Source organism: Bacillus hominis (assembly GCF_030348325.1).
In the GTDB taxonomy this organism is placed as follows: domain Bacteria; phylum Bacillota; class Bacilli; order Bacillales; family Bacillaceae_G; genus Bacillus_A; species Bacillus_A hominis.
In genome coordinates, this window is record NZ_JAUCFS010000005.1 from 1,923,588 (window position 1) to 1,937,568 (window position 13,981).

The window sequence follows — 13,981 nt, forward strand, 5'->3', positions numbered from 1 at the left end:
TCAGGCATTCGCTTTCTCTCTATATGTTAACTTTGTCAGGGGCTGACCGTTTTTATGCAAAATTTTAAAATTACATTTATATAGAAAGAAAGTGGTGATTTCATATTAACTAAAATTTTATTAGGTATGTAAATTGAATAAAGAATGAGTGGAAAATCACTCAAATAAAGGAATGCAAGGATCTTTCATATGCTCAACTAATAAAATATGAATTTGTCCACGATGATGATAAAAGTGTGCAACGATTTCAAGTAACCATTCAAAGCGTGAATAAGAAATACCCCAATAGGCAGTCATAACTTCTGCTAATTCTACTTGGGAATAGGAAAGAAATGTTTTAGAGAGAAGATTGTATCCTTCGATCATTGTTTGTTGCATATGAGCAATTGTTTCAGGTGTATGTTCTATATAAAAGGTATGTAACTCTTTTTCCGTAATACCATTTAAAATGAGTAAATCTGCATGGCAAATAAGAGAAAGATGTGCACACATTTCATATACTGATCGTTTTGAGTGAATTGGTTGTATTTTTAAATCGCCTTCATTATATTGGTTAAGCATTTGAATAGAAGTATCAACAGCAACTTGTAGTTGATGCAATGCAGATTGAACAAACATTGTAATTCTCCTCATCTCCGTATATAATAATTTCTTAAGGGTATTATATCATACTAAAAATTCCGAAAATTCTAGTAGTTTGACTAGCATATTGAAAAGTATTATATTGTAAAAGGTCATATGAAACGTGAAATAGAATGGAATGTAATTATTGAGTTAGGAGTTAGACCAATGAGCTTGAAATATGGAAGAGATACAATTGTTGAAGTTGACTTAAATGCTGTAAAACATAATGTAAAAGAATTTAAAAAACGTGTAAATGATGAAAATATTGCAATGATGGCTGCTGTAAAAGCGAATGGGTATGGCCACGGAGCAGTTGAAGTTGCCAAATCTGCAATTGAAGCAGGAATAAACCAGCTTGCAGTTGCATTTGTAGATGAAGCAATAGAATTAAGAGAAGCGGGAATCACTGTACCGATTTTAATTTTAGGTTATACATCAGTAGCAGCTGTAGAAGATGCAATTCAATATGATGTTATGATGACTGTTTATAGAATTGAAGATTTACAAAGTATAAATGAAATTGCAAACCGTATTCAAAAGAAAGCACAAATTCAAGTGAAAATTGATACAGGAATGAGTCGTATCGGTTTACAAGAAGAAGAAGTTAAACCATTTTTAGAAGAATTAAACCGTATGGAGTATGTAGAAGTGGTAGGAATGTTTACACATTACTCTACCGCTGATGAAATTGATAAAGCATATACGAATATGCAAACAAGTTTATTCGAAAAAGCTGTAAATACAGCAAAAGAATTGGGAATTCATTTTCTATATATTCACAGTTCAAACAGTGCAGGATCAATGGAACTTAGCAACACATTTCAAAATATGGTTCGTGTCGGTATTGGAATCTATGGAATGTATCCTTCGAAAGAAGTTGATCATACTGTTGTAGCGTTAAAACCAGCGTTGTCTTTAAAATCAAAAGTAGCTCATGTTAAACATGCGAAGAAAAATCGTGGTGTTAGTTATGGAAATACGTATGTAACAACGGGCGAAGAATGGATTGCAACTGTACCGATTGGTTATGCTGATGGTTATAATCGTCAGCTCTCTAATAAAGGGTATGCACTAATAAACGAAGTACGAGTACCTGTAATTGGCCGTGTTTGTATGGATCAGCTTATGCTAGATGTTACAAATGCAATGCCAGTACAAGTAGGAGACGAAGTTGTATTCTACGGCAAACAAGGTGAAGAAGAGATTGCAGTAGAAGAAATAGCTGATATGTTAGGTACAATTAACTATGAAGTTACATGTATGTTAGACAGAAGAATTCCACGTGTCTATAAAGAAAATGATGAAACGACTGCGATTGTAAATATATTAAGAAAAAAATAATAAAAAACTGAATCGATAGGATTCAGTTTTTTATTTTTGACAAATGAAAAATGTTCTATTTATGCCATGTAGTTGTATATTGTTAAATCTTACAGCTTTTAAAGAGGTAATAATTTCGTCTCTAGAATAACATGCTTCCTCGATAGAAAAGTCACTCTTATTCCAACAATCCATAATAATCATACTTTGTCATAATTTCAAAACCGCATTGTGTATATAGTTTTAAAGCATTGTTATTTTTCGTTTCGACGTCTAATTCAATTGTTGAAACTCCTTCTGTAATAAGTGTATGTACCATATAACTAAGAATATCTTTACCGTATCCTTTACCTTGATAAGAAGGATGAACTGCGAATCCTGATAGTGTAGTAGATTGCTCTTGCTCAGTAACGGTAATTGTTCCAATTGCTTTTTCATTAATAAGAGCAATGTAAACTTGATGAGAAGGTGACTTCATCGTTTTTTGTAACCATGTGGATGTATTTGCTGCCGAATCTCCAAAAGCTTTACTAGCGATTTCTATAAGATCAGGAAGTAATTCAGAAGATGCAACGATAAGGTTAGTATTATTTTTTATTGTTTTTTGTGCTTCGTTTGTTTTGAACTCCATACCGTACTCACTATATAAATAAGGCAAGTTCATTTGTTTTGCAAATGATTTCCCTGAAATAGAGTCACCATTAATTATAAGAAGGGCTTCATCTGCTTCTCTTTTTTGTATTTCTTTCATTGCAGTTTGTAAAAGAGTAGTGCCTATATGTTGTTTCCTATAGTCCGGATGAACAAACCCTATTAATTCCATTTTTGTCGGTCTTTCAAAGTCATACATACTTAATGCACCGATTAATTGAATATCATCATAAAATAGAAAATCATTTACCATATCTTTATTACGGGCAGTTAAAAAGTTGACATGTAAATCTGACGAGTAATCAATTTTATCGTGTTGTCCGCAAATATGAGCTAAATCTTTCATTTGCTGAATTTCGGCTGCTGTTAAAGATTTCTTTTTTTCAATATTCATTTCATAATCCCTCGCAATCGTTTCTAAAAATAGGATGGGTGACGTAACCACTTTTTTAACTCCACACTACCTTGAACAGATAATAAGCGATATAAATATCGATAGGGTTGTCTACATTCTTCAAGACAAGGAATGGGCATAATAGTCTCATAACCTTGTTTAAAAGCAAGAGCCTCTTTTTCTGTAAGTACATATTCTAACCCGATAAAATCGAACTCTCGTGGAGCAATTGCATAAGCTTCTGTATCTACTAAACCAGTAATAGATTGACCATCTGATAAAAATTGAGTAGGATCCATATCGATTAAAACGAGTGTAGATTCCCTCGGTGCTGGCAAGGAAGAGAGCTGTGACTCAAAAGTATGAAATGCGTTATGTATGCTTGCGTTATCGGAATAAAACATATGTACAAGGTTCTTGCTTACTTTTAAAATGTGAGATTTAAATTCTTCTAGTGGAACTTGGAAAGTACTTGATGGGTTTCCTATAAAGTTTGCTTGAAACGAATGAATCGCTGCTAGTCCTTTTCCAAGGCTGAATAAAATAGAATCAGGTTGGCCGATAAATGATTGCAGCGTATTTCCTGCTAGTTTTTCGGCGATAACATACTCTCTTCCATCTAAAACATGTTTTTGTAAAATAGTCGGGATGGGTAAGGTGGTACATTTTTTCAATAAAGTGTGTATCGTTTCTAATTGGTGTACATTTCTTGGATCAATTCCAAAAAGTTTTTTGCAACCCCACCAAAAATCATCGTGTGGTTCCTCAGTCATTTTTGAAGAACGAACGATAACTTCTTCAGTCTCTGTTTTTACGAGAAACACGTCGCTTGCATGGTCTTCATATCCTGGATGTAGTGCTTGGGCGGATAGGATGGGGGAAGTGAATAGTTGTTGTAACATCGGAATTCTCCTTTTATTCTGTAAATTCTATGAATTAATTATATAACATAATGTAAGTATGAGGGGCATCTAGGATTGTAATTATTTCTGTATGAAAGCTAGCAATGCTACATAAAAATTACCAAAAAAGTGAAAAATGTGTGTATATAAGCCGATTTCTTGGTATTTACAGAAAAATTACGTTAAAATAATACTGAGAAAATATATATGTTTTGGGGGTAATGAATGAAAAAAGTATTCGAATACGTATTATTAACAATTGGATCTATTATTGTAGCGGGTTCACTAGAGCTTATTTTAGCGCCTAATGGACTAGTGGACGGAGGGGTAACCGCGATTGCTATTATGGCAAATAAAGTTGCAGGATTACCGCTTTATGGAGTATTTTTAGGACTTAATATTCCTATTTTATTATTTACTGCAAAAGTAATGGGAAAGAAGTTCTTCATCCGTACATCTTATGCAAATGTTGTTACAACACTCGGATTGATTTACTTAAAACCATTCCCAGCAATTACGACTTCGGAATTATTAATTGTACTTTATGGAGGAGTTCTATTTGGTGTTGGAGTTGGGATCGTTGTAAAAATGGGCGGAGCAATTGATGGGTCAGAAATGTTAGCTGTTTGGATGAACAAACATTTTAAAGTGCCAATTAGTACATTTTTACTTGCTGTAAATGCGGTTATTTTTGTATTTGTTGCTATTTTATTTTCAATTGAGCAAGCGATGTTTTCATTAGCGATTTTCTATATTGTTACGAAAATGATTGATTTCATATTAGACGGTATTAATCAAGGGAAGAGCGTCATGATTATTTCTGGTAAGAATAAAGAAATAGGCGATCTACTTATGAAAGAATTGCAATTATCCGTTACGTATCTACATGGAGAAGGTGGTTTTTTAGGAGAGCATAAGAGAATCATTTATTGTATTACTAACCGTTTCATTTATCCAAAAATGAAAGATCTCGTTCTCTCTGTAGATCCAAGTGCTATAATTGAAGCTTCTTATTCAACAGAAACAACTGGTGTAAAGCGTCCAGGAAGGACAGCGAGATCAGGGCAAGTATCAGAAAAATAGTGAGTAAAAATAACTCCACGTAAGTATAACTTGCGTGGAGTTATTTTTACTTAGGGAACCAGACTTTTTTCAGTAATTTGACAACCGTTTCGATACAATCTTCTGGAATACTCCCGAAACCGAGTAATACATACGATGCCCCCCTTAAATTATGAACAGAATCGTATGTTGAGAGAGGGTACAACTTAATGCGTTGTTTCGCAGCGGCATGAATAAGTTCTTGTTCGTTCATCCCATTATGAACGTGAAGTACGATATGAAGTCCTGACTGTTCGCCAAGTATTTGTACGCGAGATTCCATTTCATTTTTGATAGATTTAACTAGTAATGTATGCTTTCTCTTATATAACGTACGACTACGGTTTAAATGACGCTCCCAATCACCATTGTGAATAAAGGTTGCAAAAGCGAGTTGCTGTATTGTGGAAACTGTTTGTTTAAACTTACCTTCAAGCTCTTTATAGACTTTTAATAGATGAAGTGGTAAAACGATATAGCCCATTCGTAAAGAAGGTAAAAAGGATTTTGAAAAAGTTCCCATATAAATAACACGTTCCTTTGAATCCAGTCCTTGTAAAGAAGGAATAGGTTTTCCTACATAGCGGAATTCCCCGTCGTAATCATCTTCAATAATATATCCCCCGCAATCATTCGCCCATTTTAATAGTTCGAGTCTTCTAGATAAAGGCATAATTATTCCAAGTGGAAATTGGTGAGATGGAGTGACGTATGCTACATTAGCACCTGATTCACGTAAAGCTGAAATATGAATCCCTTTACTATCTAAAGGGATAGGGTGAACAGGAAGATCAGCACTTTGAATCATAGCAGTTATACGGTGAAATCCAGGGTTTTCGATTCCGTATGCTTTTTTTGAACCAAGCAGTTGAAGTAGTAGCCAAAGAAGAGGCTGTGTACCGGCTCCGATAATAATTTGATCAGGTGAAGAATGTACCCCGCGGGCATGATATAAATATTTTGAAATATGCTCTCGTAGAATAAACTCGCCTTGAGGATCTTCTTTAGAAAATAATTTATCTTCGTACTGGAATAAGGTTTCGTGTAATGCTCTTTTCCAGTTTGTAATGGGAAAAGCTTTTTGATCAATAAGTCCTTGGCTACAATCAAAGTCATATAGTTCTTCTATCGTGTTTTTAGTTTTGCGTGACGCAATGCTTTCACTTTTTGGCATAATATCAATATCAACCTCTGCAACAAAAATCCCACGTTTAGGTTTACTTTCTACATAACCCTCAGCTAGTAATTGTTGATAAGCAGATTCAACAGTAATACGGCTAACATTAAGTTGTACCGCTAAATTTCTGTGAGAAGGAAGGCGTGTACCGGCAGGCAGTGATCCCTGAGAGATTTCTCGTTTCATATATTCGTAAATTTGTAAGTAAATTGGTGTTTTACTTTCTAATTGTAATGGGATAGTAAGATCCATTTTATGAATTCTCCTTTAAAAACTGGCCATATAAAAAATAATCGAACTGTCACTTAAGTTAGGGGCAGTTACTTTTTATAATAATGATACAACATTTAGAAAATTTTATGAATAGTAAGGAGAGAATCATAATGAATATTAGAGAAGTAATAACAGAAGCAGATTTACATGATGTATTCCCCGTATTACAGCAATTACGAACGAAACTTTCAAGAGAGGAAGCAAGTTCTTTATTTCAAAAAATGAAAGACGAAAATTATAAACTACTCTCGTTACAGAATGAAGATGATGAAGTTGTTAGTCTAGCTGGTGTAGCGATTTGTACGAATTTCTATAATGAGAAACATGTTTTCGTATATGATCTTGTAACTGCAGAAGCGCACAGATCAAAAGGATATGGTAAGGTTCTACTGTCATATGTAGAAAAATGGGGGGGAGAAAAAGGGTGCGGTTCTATCGTTCTTACATCAGCGTTTCCAAGAGTTGATGCCCATCGTTTTTATGAAAGAGAAGGCTATGATAAGGTAAGTTATTCTTTTTATAAAGAGTTATAATACTAAGTAGGTTCTATGTGAGATACCATATAGAACCTACTTTTATTTAGAAGTATAAGATGAAAAGGGTTAATTGCTTATTTTGTCGAATAGTTTTTTTATAATTGAGACGATAATATTGAATTAAAAGAAGGTTAGGGGAGTTTATACTTGGAAAAAATTCAGAAACTATTAATCCCAAAAGGTGTAAGAGTTATCGTAATATCTGATATTCATGGCGAATTAAATCTTTTAAAGGAATTATTACATAAAGTTAATTTTAAAGATGATGATTATTTAATTATAAATGGCGATCTTTGTGAGAAGGGGAATGATAGCATTGGCGTCGTAAACTATGTGATGGATCTAGTAGTTAGCAAGCCAAATGTTTATGTTGTTGAAGGGAATTGTGAAGTTGTAGTTGAAGCACTTGTACATGAAAATCCTGAGCTAATAAATTATTTATGTACGCGAAAAAATACCATTTTTAATGAATGGCTAGAGCAATTGAACGTTACCGTTAATGAAGAAAGTGATATTCGTGAAGTGAAAAACATTTTGATGAGCCATTTTTCAAAAGAAATAAAGTGGCTAACAGAATTGCCTACTGCTATTGAAACTGAGGATTATATTTTTGTACATGCTGGCCTTGAAGATAGAGAGGATTGGAAACAAACAGACAGGAAAAATGCAATTGCAATGCCAGAGTTTTTTAATAAGTCACATAGGGCGGATAAGTACGTAATTGTTGGGCATTGGCCTGTTGTGAACTATTCCGAGGAGGCGCCGTCTAACAATCCAGTTATTGATAATGTGAAAAAAATTATTGCGATTGATGGTGGTAATGCGATTAAAGAAGCAGGGCAATTAAATGCATTTATTATTCATCGAGATATTTTAAATGATACATTTTCCTATACATATGTAGATCATTTTCCACAGTATGAAGTATCGGCCGATTTTAATGCGAATTCAGTAATGAAAGGTGGGGTTACATATCCGCATTATTACATAGAGCCTGTGGAGAGAATGAAAGATTTTACCGTATGTAAACAACTAGGAACAAATGAACTACTTCATGTTAAAAACGAGTATATAAAGCAACTTGAATCAGGTGAGTATACAGTGAAAACGGATATTTCTTGCGCACAAATCAATATTAGAAAAGGGGATACAGTTTCTTTAATTGATGGTAGATGCATGGGATATGATTTAATTAAAAAAGATGGTGTAGAAGGCTGGATAGAGAAAGGGATTCTACTTGAGATAGACAAGAAGGGAAATACAATATTTAGCTAAAATGGGAGGGATATAACCTCCTATTTTTTATGCTGTAGGTGTTGAAAGTGTATTTCTTCTAAGTTGTTATATAGTTCATCTCCGGAAACTTCGTTTTTCTTTAGTTTAATAAAAGTATGTACGAAATTCCGCAGCGGCATCTGTAATTTCAGGTATTAATAGTATTATTAAATGATTGAAGGTTTGTGTTTTGATTTTTCTGAAAAAATATTATAATTGTATATGAAATAAAGAGGAATGTAGGAGGAAATTATGCAAAACGTTATACTAAAGGGGAACAAAGTTACAATTCGTACAATAGAAGAATCAGATATAAAAACATTATGGAGCTTCATATTTAAAGAAGAAAATCCAGAATGGAAGAAATGGGATGCACCGTATTTTCCGTTTGCAATGCAAGAATACTCGTCCTATAAAGAGAAGATGCAAACTCATTTACAAGAAGAACCTCTATCAAAATTAATTATAGAAAATAACGGTCAAATTATTGGGACAGTCGGATTTTATTGGGAGCATAAACCGACGCGTTGGTTGGAGATGGGAATTGTTATTTATGATCCAACATACTGGAATGGTGGCTACGGTACAGAAGCATTAACATTATATCGAGATTTACTATTCGAAAATATGGAGATTGGTAGAGTAGGGCTCACAACGTGGTCTGGTAATGAACGAATGATGAAAGTAGCGGAGAAAATAGGAATGAGCTTAGAAGGTAGAATGCGAAAATGCCGATATTATAACGGAACATACTATGATTCTATTCGAATGGGAATGATTCGTGAAGAATGGGAAGAGTTATGTGTAACGAAGGGGTGAGGAAGCATGTACGCTATTATTGCTACATTTGATCGTTTGTTTATTAATAAAATTACAGAACTGCAAAATGAATTAACAAATTTAATTGGAACAAATCAACTAGCTGGAGTAGAACCCCATATTACATTGGCTGATTATAATGAGTTGGATGTTAATTTATATACGGAGAAATTAGAAGGGTTTGTAGCTATTCAAGAGAACATCGCTGCTGTAACGTTCCCTTCTGTTGGAACTTTTCCTACTAACGGAACGATCTTTCTAGCACCGACCATTACTGATGAATTATTAAGACTTCATCATTCTTATCATAATTATTTCAAAACTTTTCATGATATTCCAAATTCATATTACGTACCAGGAAAATGGATTCCGCATTGCACGATTGCAAATGGGTTAAATTTAAATCAGTTTTTAAGTGTAATGGATTATATATATGAAAAATTTGATGTTACAATAGCTTCGATTGAGAAGTTAAAATTAATTAAGGTAAACTATGAAAATGGTTTTGCCATTTCTTCTAGTATATTAGCAGAATATAATTTAAAGAGAATGGAGACAGCGAGATGACATATGTAATTAGAGAAATGAAGCAAGAAGATATTCATGCTGTACAAAACGTAGCAAAAATAGCTTGGCATGATACATATGAAGGAATTATACCGAGAGAGATTCAAGATAGTTTTTTAGATGAAGCATATTCTGATGAAAAAATGAAATATCGTCTTAAAAATACACATTTATTCGTTGCAGAAGAAGAGGGAGAAGTAATTGGGTTTGCGAATTTTTCACCTGTTAGACTGCAAAATGAAGCAGAATTAGGTGCGATTTATTTGTTGCCAGATCAACAAGGAAAAGGGATAGGGAGTGCTTTATTACAAAGCGGGATTAAGGCATTAAAAGGGATCCGGAAACTGTACATACATGTAGAAGCAGCAAATGAAAAAGGAAAACGCTTTTATGAAGCGAAAGGTTTTGCGGCTCTAGAGCAATTTGAAGAAGATTTTGAAGGGCATATGATGCAGACAGTAAGGATGGTTTTATACATATAAGAAGGATCAGAAATGAAAATATTTGATTTCAGTGAAAAAGTAGGAAAGCATATATCAGCATTTCAATCTAACTTTGTAATGTCAAAAATATTAAAGCATCAAGGGGATATACATATCGGTGCTATGCATTTACAAGAGAATGGAATAATAGGATATCAAGAAGCAGTTGTATCGCAACTGCTTCTTATTGTGGACGGCGAAGGATATGTGTGTGGAGCAGATAAAGAAAAAGTGAAGGTGGAAGCTGGACAAGCTGTGTATTGGGAGAAGGGTGAGTTTCATGAGACAAGTACAGAAAAGGGATTGATGGCAATTGTGATTGAATCGGAGAATCTTGAACAAGCGATATTAATGCCTATTAGTGATGGGGAGTTGTGAAAAATGATAGAAAAGGCAAATCAAGAAGATACAAAAGAAATATTAAAATATGCAGCTCAATCGCTTTTTGAAGGGACGAGAGGAAACTGTCAGTTAAGTACAGAGAAAGCGATTGAAATTACAGAGCCATTAGTAGAAAAGGGAGCATATTATTTAGTCATTAAAGAAGAAAATAAAGTAATGGGATGGATATTAATAGGGGAAAATACAGACTATTTTTCTCGTGAAAAACTTGGATTTATATATGAATTGTACGTTTTCCCAGAATATCGCGGGAAAGGATTATCGCGAGAACTGATGGAAGCTGGTATTAAGGAATTGAAGGAGAAGTATTCAGAAATTCGGTTGAATGTATTTGCTGGGAATTTTGCGAAAGAGATGTACGAAGAGTTTGGGTTTGTTGAAAGGCAGGTAATTATGACTTTGAAGTGAGGATATAGCTCAAGCTGGAATAGCACAATATAAATAAAAGAAGCCGATAAATAGATCGGCTCTTTAACGATACAACGTCCACATGCCAATATCTTTAAATCCTAATCGCTTATAAATTCGTCCAGCAGTTGGATTGTTATAAAATAAGCAAAGTGTTCGGCCTTCTTTCGTAAAGTCTTGGATCATTTTCTGTAATATGAGCGAAGCATATCCATTCCCTCGATAATTCGGATGTGTACAGACGCCAATAACCATAGCTGATAGACGGAAAGCTCAGCAGGTGACGCTTGCGGAGGTATACTGTAGAGGATTGTCCTATATTGACCACTCTTTTATATATTCATTTAGATAAATCATAAAGGTTACAGGCTATCAAAGTCAAGACTATTCAGACAAAACTTGTGAGCTAGTATTCGACAAAAAGAGGATGAATAAAATAGGCTTTCCCAGGTGGTATTGATAGGGGGGAATTGGGAATAAATAGAATAACTATTTATGAAAACTAAGAGGAGGAATATAAAATGTTTAAGTGGTTTACGAAGTGGGTTAACTGGCACGATGATCTAGATCAGGCAGCTATTGAGTTTTATATCGGTGACGATAGAGTCGTTCTCATAGGTGATGATGCAATGAACTTTGTAGCTAACTTTAATAAGAAATACAAAACTCTATATGTTGAAAATAAATTAACTGGAACGAATATACGATTTAGGGTGTCTCATGCGGGTACCTACAAGAGAACAACTTATAAAGTAGCAATTGGGAGGTAGGAAACTAATGGATATTATGGAGATAGTAATGAACAAGTGGTTTGCTGGCTCGGTGCCTTGTTAGTTGTAGCTATAGGGAGTTGGTTCTTCCTGTGGAGCGATGTGCAATCTCTAACCAATTAAAGTAACTGTCAGGTGATACTAAATAGTAAAACCCCCACCTCGGTGTGGTCACTTTTCAGTACATCAACATAGGAACTATAAAGGGTATAAACTATACCTATTTAGCTCTACCTGAGAAGGCGAAATACTCTTAGGGTATACTCAGTTAGGTACTATTCGTGTTGTTCCACCTCATCAATACAAACAAAAAAAGTAGAAACTTTATAGTCCTACCTCACTAGTTTTATTCATTGTTAACATACTCACAGTTATTCCCTCGAGTCTGTCTTAAGATTACATAAAACGATCAATTAACGTAACTCACGAGATTGAAAACGAGGTGCACTCACAGAACTACTATGTAGACACCCATGAGGAAGATATAGAAGCTATAAAGGGAATGCTCGTAGGCGTTTACTCTAGAGCTTACAATAAAGCGGGTATTGATCCGACGAGTATTATTATAGAGGGAATAAGTGAGTTCACATACAAGAGAGAATCATTTAAGTCACACAATAAACTACAAAATAACCTTAGAAAGAGAGGGAACTAATGTGAGGTATATCAAAATCGCTTTATCTTACAAGTTTAAACCTGAGGGGAATACGTACAAACAAGCACACTACAGAGAGGTAACACCTGAGGAGGATTTCCACGCAGTTAAGATTGATACACTACACCTGTTTAGCAACCTGTTTGACAAACTAGTCTACCTCGAGGGGATTAATGTTACTGAGGTGAGTGGGATGGAATACCAAGCAGGTAGGGTAGAGGAAGATGCTGAATTGAGATTCCTCCAGCAGATCACACTAGATGGTTGTGTCTCGTGAGTAGAACGATTATCCATATGAGTAAAGTTTGATGGGTTATTATATGGTATTTATTCGTGAGGTAGCAATCCAAAGCTACCTCTTTAATTTTGCCTAGAAGGATGTGGCTAAGTGAATCGAACATACTAACTTAACTAGGATGTTAAAAGCTGTTGACGAAGACGAGAAAGTCAAACTAAACAATAATTATCTTGAAGGAAGAACTGGTGGAAATGGAACGATGTTTCTTACGGAAGATGGGATTTTCATAGCCAATAATTGTTTTTAGGATAAATACAGATGAATAGGATTCACTTTTTGGGAATACATAAAATATATACGTACAAGCCTATCCTGCTCACTAAATCCTTAGTAAAAATAGGATTCTATAAATTTGGGAGGGAGATATATGCAAAAAAAAGTTCTCCTGTTTACAGATTTGGGGATTGATGATGCGTTTGCTATTTTGTATACCTTTTTTCGTAAAGATATTCAACTTGTAGGGATTGTCGCCGATTATGGAAATGTGTCAAGAGAGAATGCTATCAAAAATATTAACTATTTGAAGTACATTGCAGGAAAAGAAGAGATACCTGTATTCCTTGGTGCTTCTGTACCTTTGACGGGTATATTGGTTCAGTATTTCCCTGAGGTACATGGAAAAGTCGGATTAGGACCTATCATTCCCCCTGAAATTTCTTATCCAGTTTATCCTTTGAATGATATTTATCGAATTATTCATTCGAATGTAGAAGACCTTACAATTATCAATTTTGGAAGACTTTCTTCGCTAGCTACGACCTTTGTATTGAATTTAGAAACAATGCGAAACGTAAAAGAATGCATTTGCATGGGTGGAGCTTTTTTCTATCCAGGTAACGTAACTGCCGTGGCTGAAGCTAACTTTTACGCAGATCCTTATGCAGCAAACTTAATTCTACAGCATGCGAAGGAGTTGACAATTATTCCGTTAAATGTAACTCAACATGCGATTGTTACACCTGAAATGGTCCAACAAATCGATGCGTTTCATAGGAATACACAGGATCTTGCAGGACTCATCATCAAACCTATGTTAGATTATTATTATAATTTTTACTCCAAGTCTAATCCTGGCATAAGTGGAAGTCCTATGCATGATTTCGTAACAGTGTGGTATTTGCTGAATCAAGAGGCTGTTAGCCTTTCGAGAGTACCAATTAAAGTAATTGCTGATCAAGGAGAAGGATTTGGTCAAAGTATTGCAGACTTTCGTTTTGCTACTAATCCAGGCTATAAAACGCATAATGTAGCTTTTCAGTTTGATTATGAAAGATTCAAGAGGGATATTATGGAAACGTTCTTACAGAAGAGATTGTGACATACTTTG

Annotated in this window: 16 protein-coding genes and 2 pseudogenes; 12 read left to right on the forward strand and 6 right to left on the reverse strand. The window is 34.6% G+C overall.

Features of this window, described 5'->3' with window-relative positions:
- Positions 1–156 precede the first annotated feature (156 nt).
- Positions 157–618, reverse strand: a complete 462-nt coding sequence (locus QUF93_RS12315) for a DinB family protein (RefSeq protein WP_289375331.1) — start codon at positions 616–618, stop codon at positions 157–159.
- A gap of 171 nt (positions 619–789) precedes the next feature.
- Here QUF93_RS12315 and alr point away from each other — a divergent pair, with 171 nt between their 5' ends.
- Complete coding sequence (gene alr / locus QUF93_RS12320) at positions 790–1,965, forward strand: alanine racemase (RefSeq protein ID WP_002118687.1); 1,176 nt, start codon at positions 790–792, stop codon at positions 1,963–1,965.
- A 30-nt stretch (positions 1,966–1,995) separates the two neighbouring features.
- Here alr and QUF93_RS29025 read toward each other — a convergent pair.
- From QUF93_RS29025 to QUF93_RS12330, 3 genes and pseudogenes are all read right to left on the reverse strand, one after another.
- A pseudogene (locus QUF93_RS29025) lies at positions 1,996–2,130 on the reverse strand (class I SAM-dependent methyltransferase); the annotation flags it as partial.
- Positions 2,123–2,989 (reverse strand): GNAT family N-acetyltransferase, encoded by an 867-nt coding sequence (locus QUF93_RS12325; protein WP_289358951.1) that lies wholly within the window; start codon positions 2,987–2,989, stop codon positions 2,123–2,125. The gene QUF93_RS12325 and the pseudogene QUF93_RS29025, both read right to left, overlap by 8 nt.
- A gap of 23 nt (positions 2,990–3,012) precedes the next feature.
- Positions 3,013–3,891 (reverse strand): protein kinase family protein, encoded by an 879-nt coding sequence (locus QUF93_RS12330; RefSeq protein ID WP_002118693.1) that lies wholly within the window; start codon positions 3,889–3,891, stop codon positions 3,013–3,015.
- A 225-nt stretch (positions 3,892–4,116) separates the two neighbouring features.
- Here QUF93_RS12330 and QUF93_RS12335 point away from each other — a divergent pair, with 225 nt between their 5' ends.
- A complete protein-coding gene (locus QUF93_RS12335; protein WP_289375333.1) occupies positions 4,117–4,974 on the forward strand; it encodes a YitT family protein in 858 nt (285 codons plus the stop codon).
- A gap of 46 nt (positions 4,975–5,020) precedes the next feature.
- On the opposite strand, the gene pdxR is transcribed toward QUF93_RS12335, so the two are convergent.
- Complete coding sequence (gene pdxR, locus QUF93_RS12340) at positions 5,021–6,421, reverse strand: MocR-like pyridoxine biosynthesis transcription factor PdxR (RefSeq protein WP_289358954.1); 1,401 nt, start codon at positions 6,419–6,421, stop codon at positions 5,021–5,023.
- A gap of 131 nt (positions 6,422–6,552) precedes the next feature.
- Here pdxR and QUF93_RS12345 point away from each other — a divergent pair, with 131 nt between their 5' ends.
- From QUF93_RS12345 to QUF93_RS12375, 7 genes are all read left to right on the forward strand, one after another.
- Complete coding sequence (locus QUF93_RS12345; RefSeq protein ID WP_289358955.1) at positions 6,553–6,975, forward strand: GNAT family N-acetyltransferase; 423 nt, start codon at positions 6,553–6,555, stop codon at positions 6,973–6,975.
- Positions 6,976–7,125: 150 nt separating this feature from the next.
- A complete protein-coding gene (locus tag QUF93_RS12350) occupies positions 7,126–8,253 on the forward strand; it encodes a metallophosphoesterase (RefSeq protein ID WP_289358956.1) in 1,128 nt (375 codons plus the stop codon).
- Positions 8,254–8,505: 252 nt separating this feature from the next.
- Positions 8,506–9,072 carry a GNAT family N-acetyltransferase gene (locus QUF93_RS12355; RefSeq protein ID WP_088058438.1) on the forward strand — a complete coding sequence of 189 codons (567 nt, stop codon included), beginning with the start codon at positions 8,506–8,508 and terminating at the stop codon, positions 9,070–9,072.
- A 6-nt stretch (positions 9,073–9,078) separates the two neighbouring features.
- Positions 9,079–9,639 carry a 2'-5' RNA ligase family protein gene (locus QUF93_RS12360; RefSeq protein WP_289358957.1) on the forward strand — a complete coding sequence of 187 codons (561 nt, stop codon included), beginning with the start codon at positions 9,079–9,081 and terminating at the stop codon, positions 9,637–9,639.
- Complete coding sequence (locus QUF93_RS12365; protein ID WP_002118714.1) at positions 9,636–10,121, forward strand: GNAT family N-acetyltransferase; 486 nt, start codon at positions 9,636–9,638, stop codon at positions 10,119–10,121. The genes QUF93_RS12360 and QUF93_RS12365 overlap by 4 nt, the downstream gene beginning before the upstream one ends.
- 12 nt (positions 10,122–10,133) lie before the next feature.
- A complete protein-coding gene (locus tag QUF93_RS12370; RefSeq protein WP_289358958.1) occupies positions 10,134–10,499 on the forward strand; it encodes a cupin domain-containing protein in 366 nt (121 codons plus the stop codon).
- Between the two features lie 3 nt (positions 10,500–10,502).
- Positions 10,503–10,931 carry a GNAT family N-acetyltransferase gene (locus QUF93_RS12375; RefSeq protein ID WP_002118719.1) on the forward strand — a complete coding sequence of 143 codons (429 nt, stop codon included), beginning with the start codon at positions 10,503–10,505 and terminating at the stop codon, positions 10,929–10,931.
- 63 nt (positions 10,932–10,994) lie between these two features.
- On the opposite strand, the pseudogene QUF93_RS12380 reads toward QUF93_RS12375, so the two are convergent.
- A pseudogene (locus QUF93_RS12380) lies at positions 10,995–11,195 on the reverse strand (GNAT family N-acetyltransferase); the annotation flags it as partial.
- A 257-nt stretch (positions 11,196–11,452) separates the two neighbouring features.
- Between QUF93_RS12380 and QUF93_RS12385 the strand changes: the two are divergent.
- The 3 genes from QUF93_RS12385 to QUF93_RS12395 all read left to right on the forward strand — a co-directional run bounded on the left by QUF93_RS12385 (position 11,453) and on the right by QUF93_RS12395 (position 13,972).
- Positions 11,453–11,701 carry a hypothetical protein gene (locus QUF93_RS12385; RefSeq protein WP_002118722.1) on the forward strand — a complete coding sequence of 83 codons (249 nt, stop codon included), beginning with the start codon at positions 11,453–11,455 and terminating at the stop codon, positions 11,699–11,701.
- A gap of 578 nt (positions 11,702–12,279) precedes the next feature.
- Complete coding sequence (locus tag QUF93_RS12390; protein ID WP_002118724.1) at positions 12,280–12,633, forward strand: hypothetical protein; 354 nt, start codon at positions 12,280–12,282, stop codon at positions 12,631–12,633.
- Positions 12,634–13,021: 388 nt separating this feature from the next.
- Complete coding sequence (locus QUF93_RS12395; RefSeq protein ID WP_002118727.1) at positions 13,022–13,972, forward strand: nucleoside hydrolase; 951 nt, start codon at positions 13,022–13,024, stop codon at positions 13,970–13,972.
- Positions 13,973–13,981 lie beyond the last annotated feature (9 nt).

Excerpts from the sequence above, each read along its gene's own strand:
- QUF93_RS12315 (WP_289375331.1), bottom strand. The coding sequence starts at position 618 with ATGTTTGTTCAATCTGCATTGCATCAACTACAAGTTGCTGTTGATACT.
- alr (WP_002118687.1), top strand. The coding sequence starts at position 790 with ATGAGCTTGAAATATGGAAGAGATACAATTGTTGAAGTTGACTTAAAT.
- QUF93_RS12325 (WP_289358951.1), bottom strand. The coding sequence starts at position 2,989 with ATGAATATTGAAAAAAAGAAATCTTTAACAGCAGCCGAAATTCAGCAA.
- QUF93_RS12330 (WP_002118693.1), bottom strand. The coding sequence starts at position 3,891 with ATGTTACAACAACTATTCACTTCCCCCATCCTATCCGCCCAAGCACTA.
- QUF93_RS12335 (WP_289375333.1), top strand. The coding sequence starts at position 4,117 with ATGAAAAAAGTATTCGAATACGTATTATTAACAATTGGATCTATTATT.
- pdxR (WP_289358954.1), bottom strand. The coding sequence starts at position 6,421 with ATGGATCTTACTATCCCATTACAATTAGAAAGTAAAACACCAATTTAC.
- QUF93_RS12345 (WP_289358955.1), top strand. The coding sequence starts at position 6,553 with ATGAATATTAGAGAAGTAATAACAGAAGCAGATTTACATGATGTATTC.
- QUF93_RS12355 (WP_088058438.1), top strand. The coding sequence starts at position 8,506 with ATGCAAAACGTTATACTAAAGGGGAACAAAGTTACAATTCGTACAATA.
- QUF93_RS12360 (WP_289358957.1), top strand. The coding sequence starts at position 9,079 with ATGTACGCTATTATTGCTACATTTGATCGTTTGTTTATTAATAAAATT.
- QUF93_RS12365 (WP_002118714.1), top strand. The coding sequence starts at position 9,636 with ATGACATATGTAATTAGAGAAATGAAGCAAGAAGATATTCATGCTGTA.
- QUF93_RS12370 (WP_289358958.1), top strand. The coding sequence starts at position 10,134 with ATGAAAATATTTGATTTCAGTGAAAAAGTAGGAAAGCATATATCAGCA.
- QUF93_RS12375 (WP_002118719.1), top strand. The coding sequence starts at position 10,503 with ATGATAGAAAAGGCAAATCAAGAAGATACAAAAGAAATATTAAAATAT.
- QUF93_RS12385 (WP_002118722.1), top strand. The coding sequence starts at position 11,453 with ATGTTTAAGTGGTTTACGAAGTGGGTTAACTGGCACGATGATCTAGAT.
- QUF93_RS12395 (WP_002118727.1), top strand. The coding sequence starts at position 13,022 with ATGCAAAAAAAAGTTCTCCTGTTTACAGATTTGGGGATTGATGATGCG.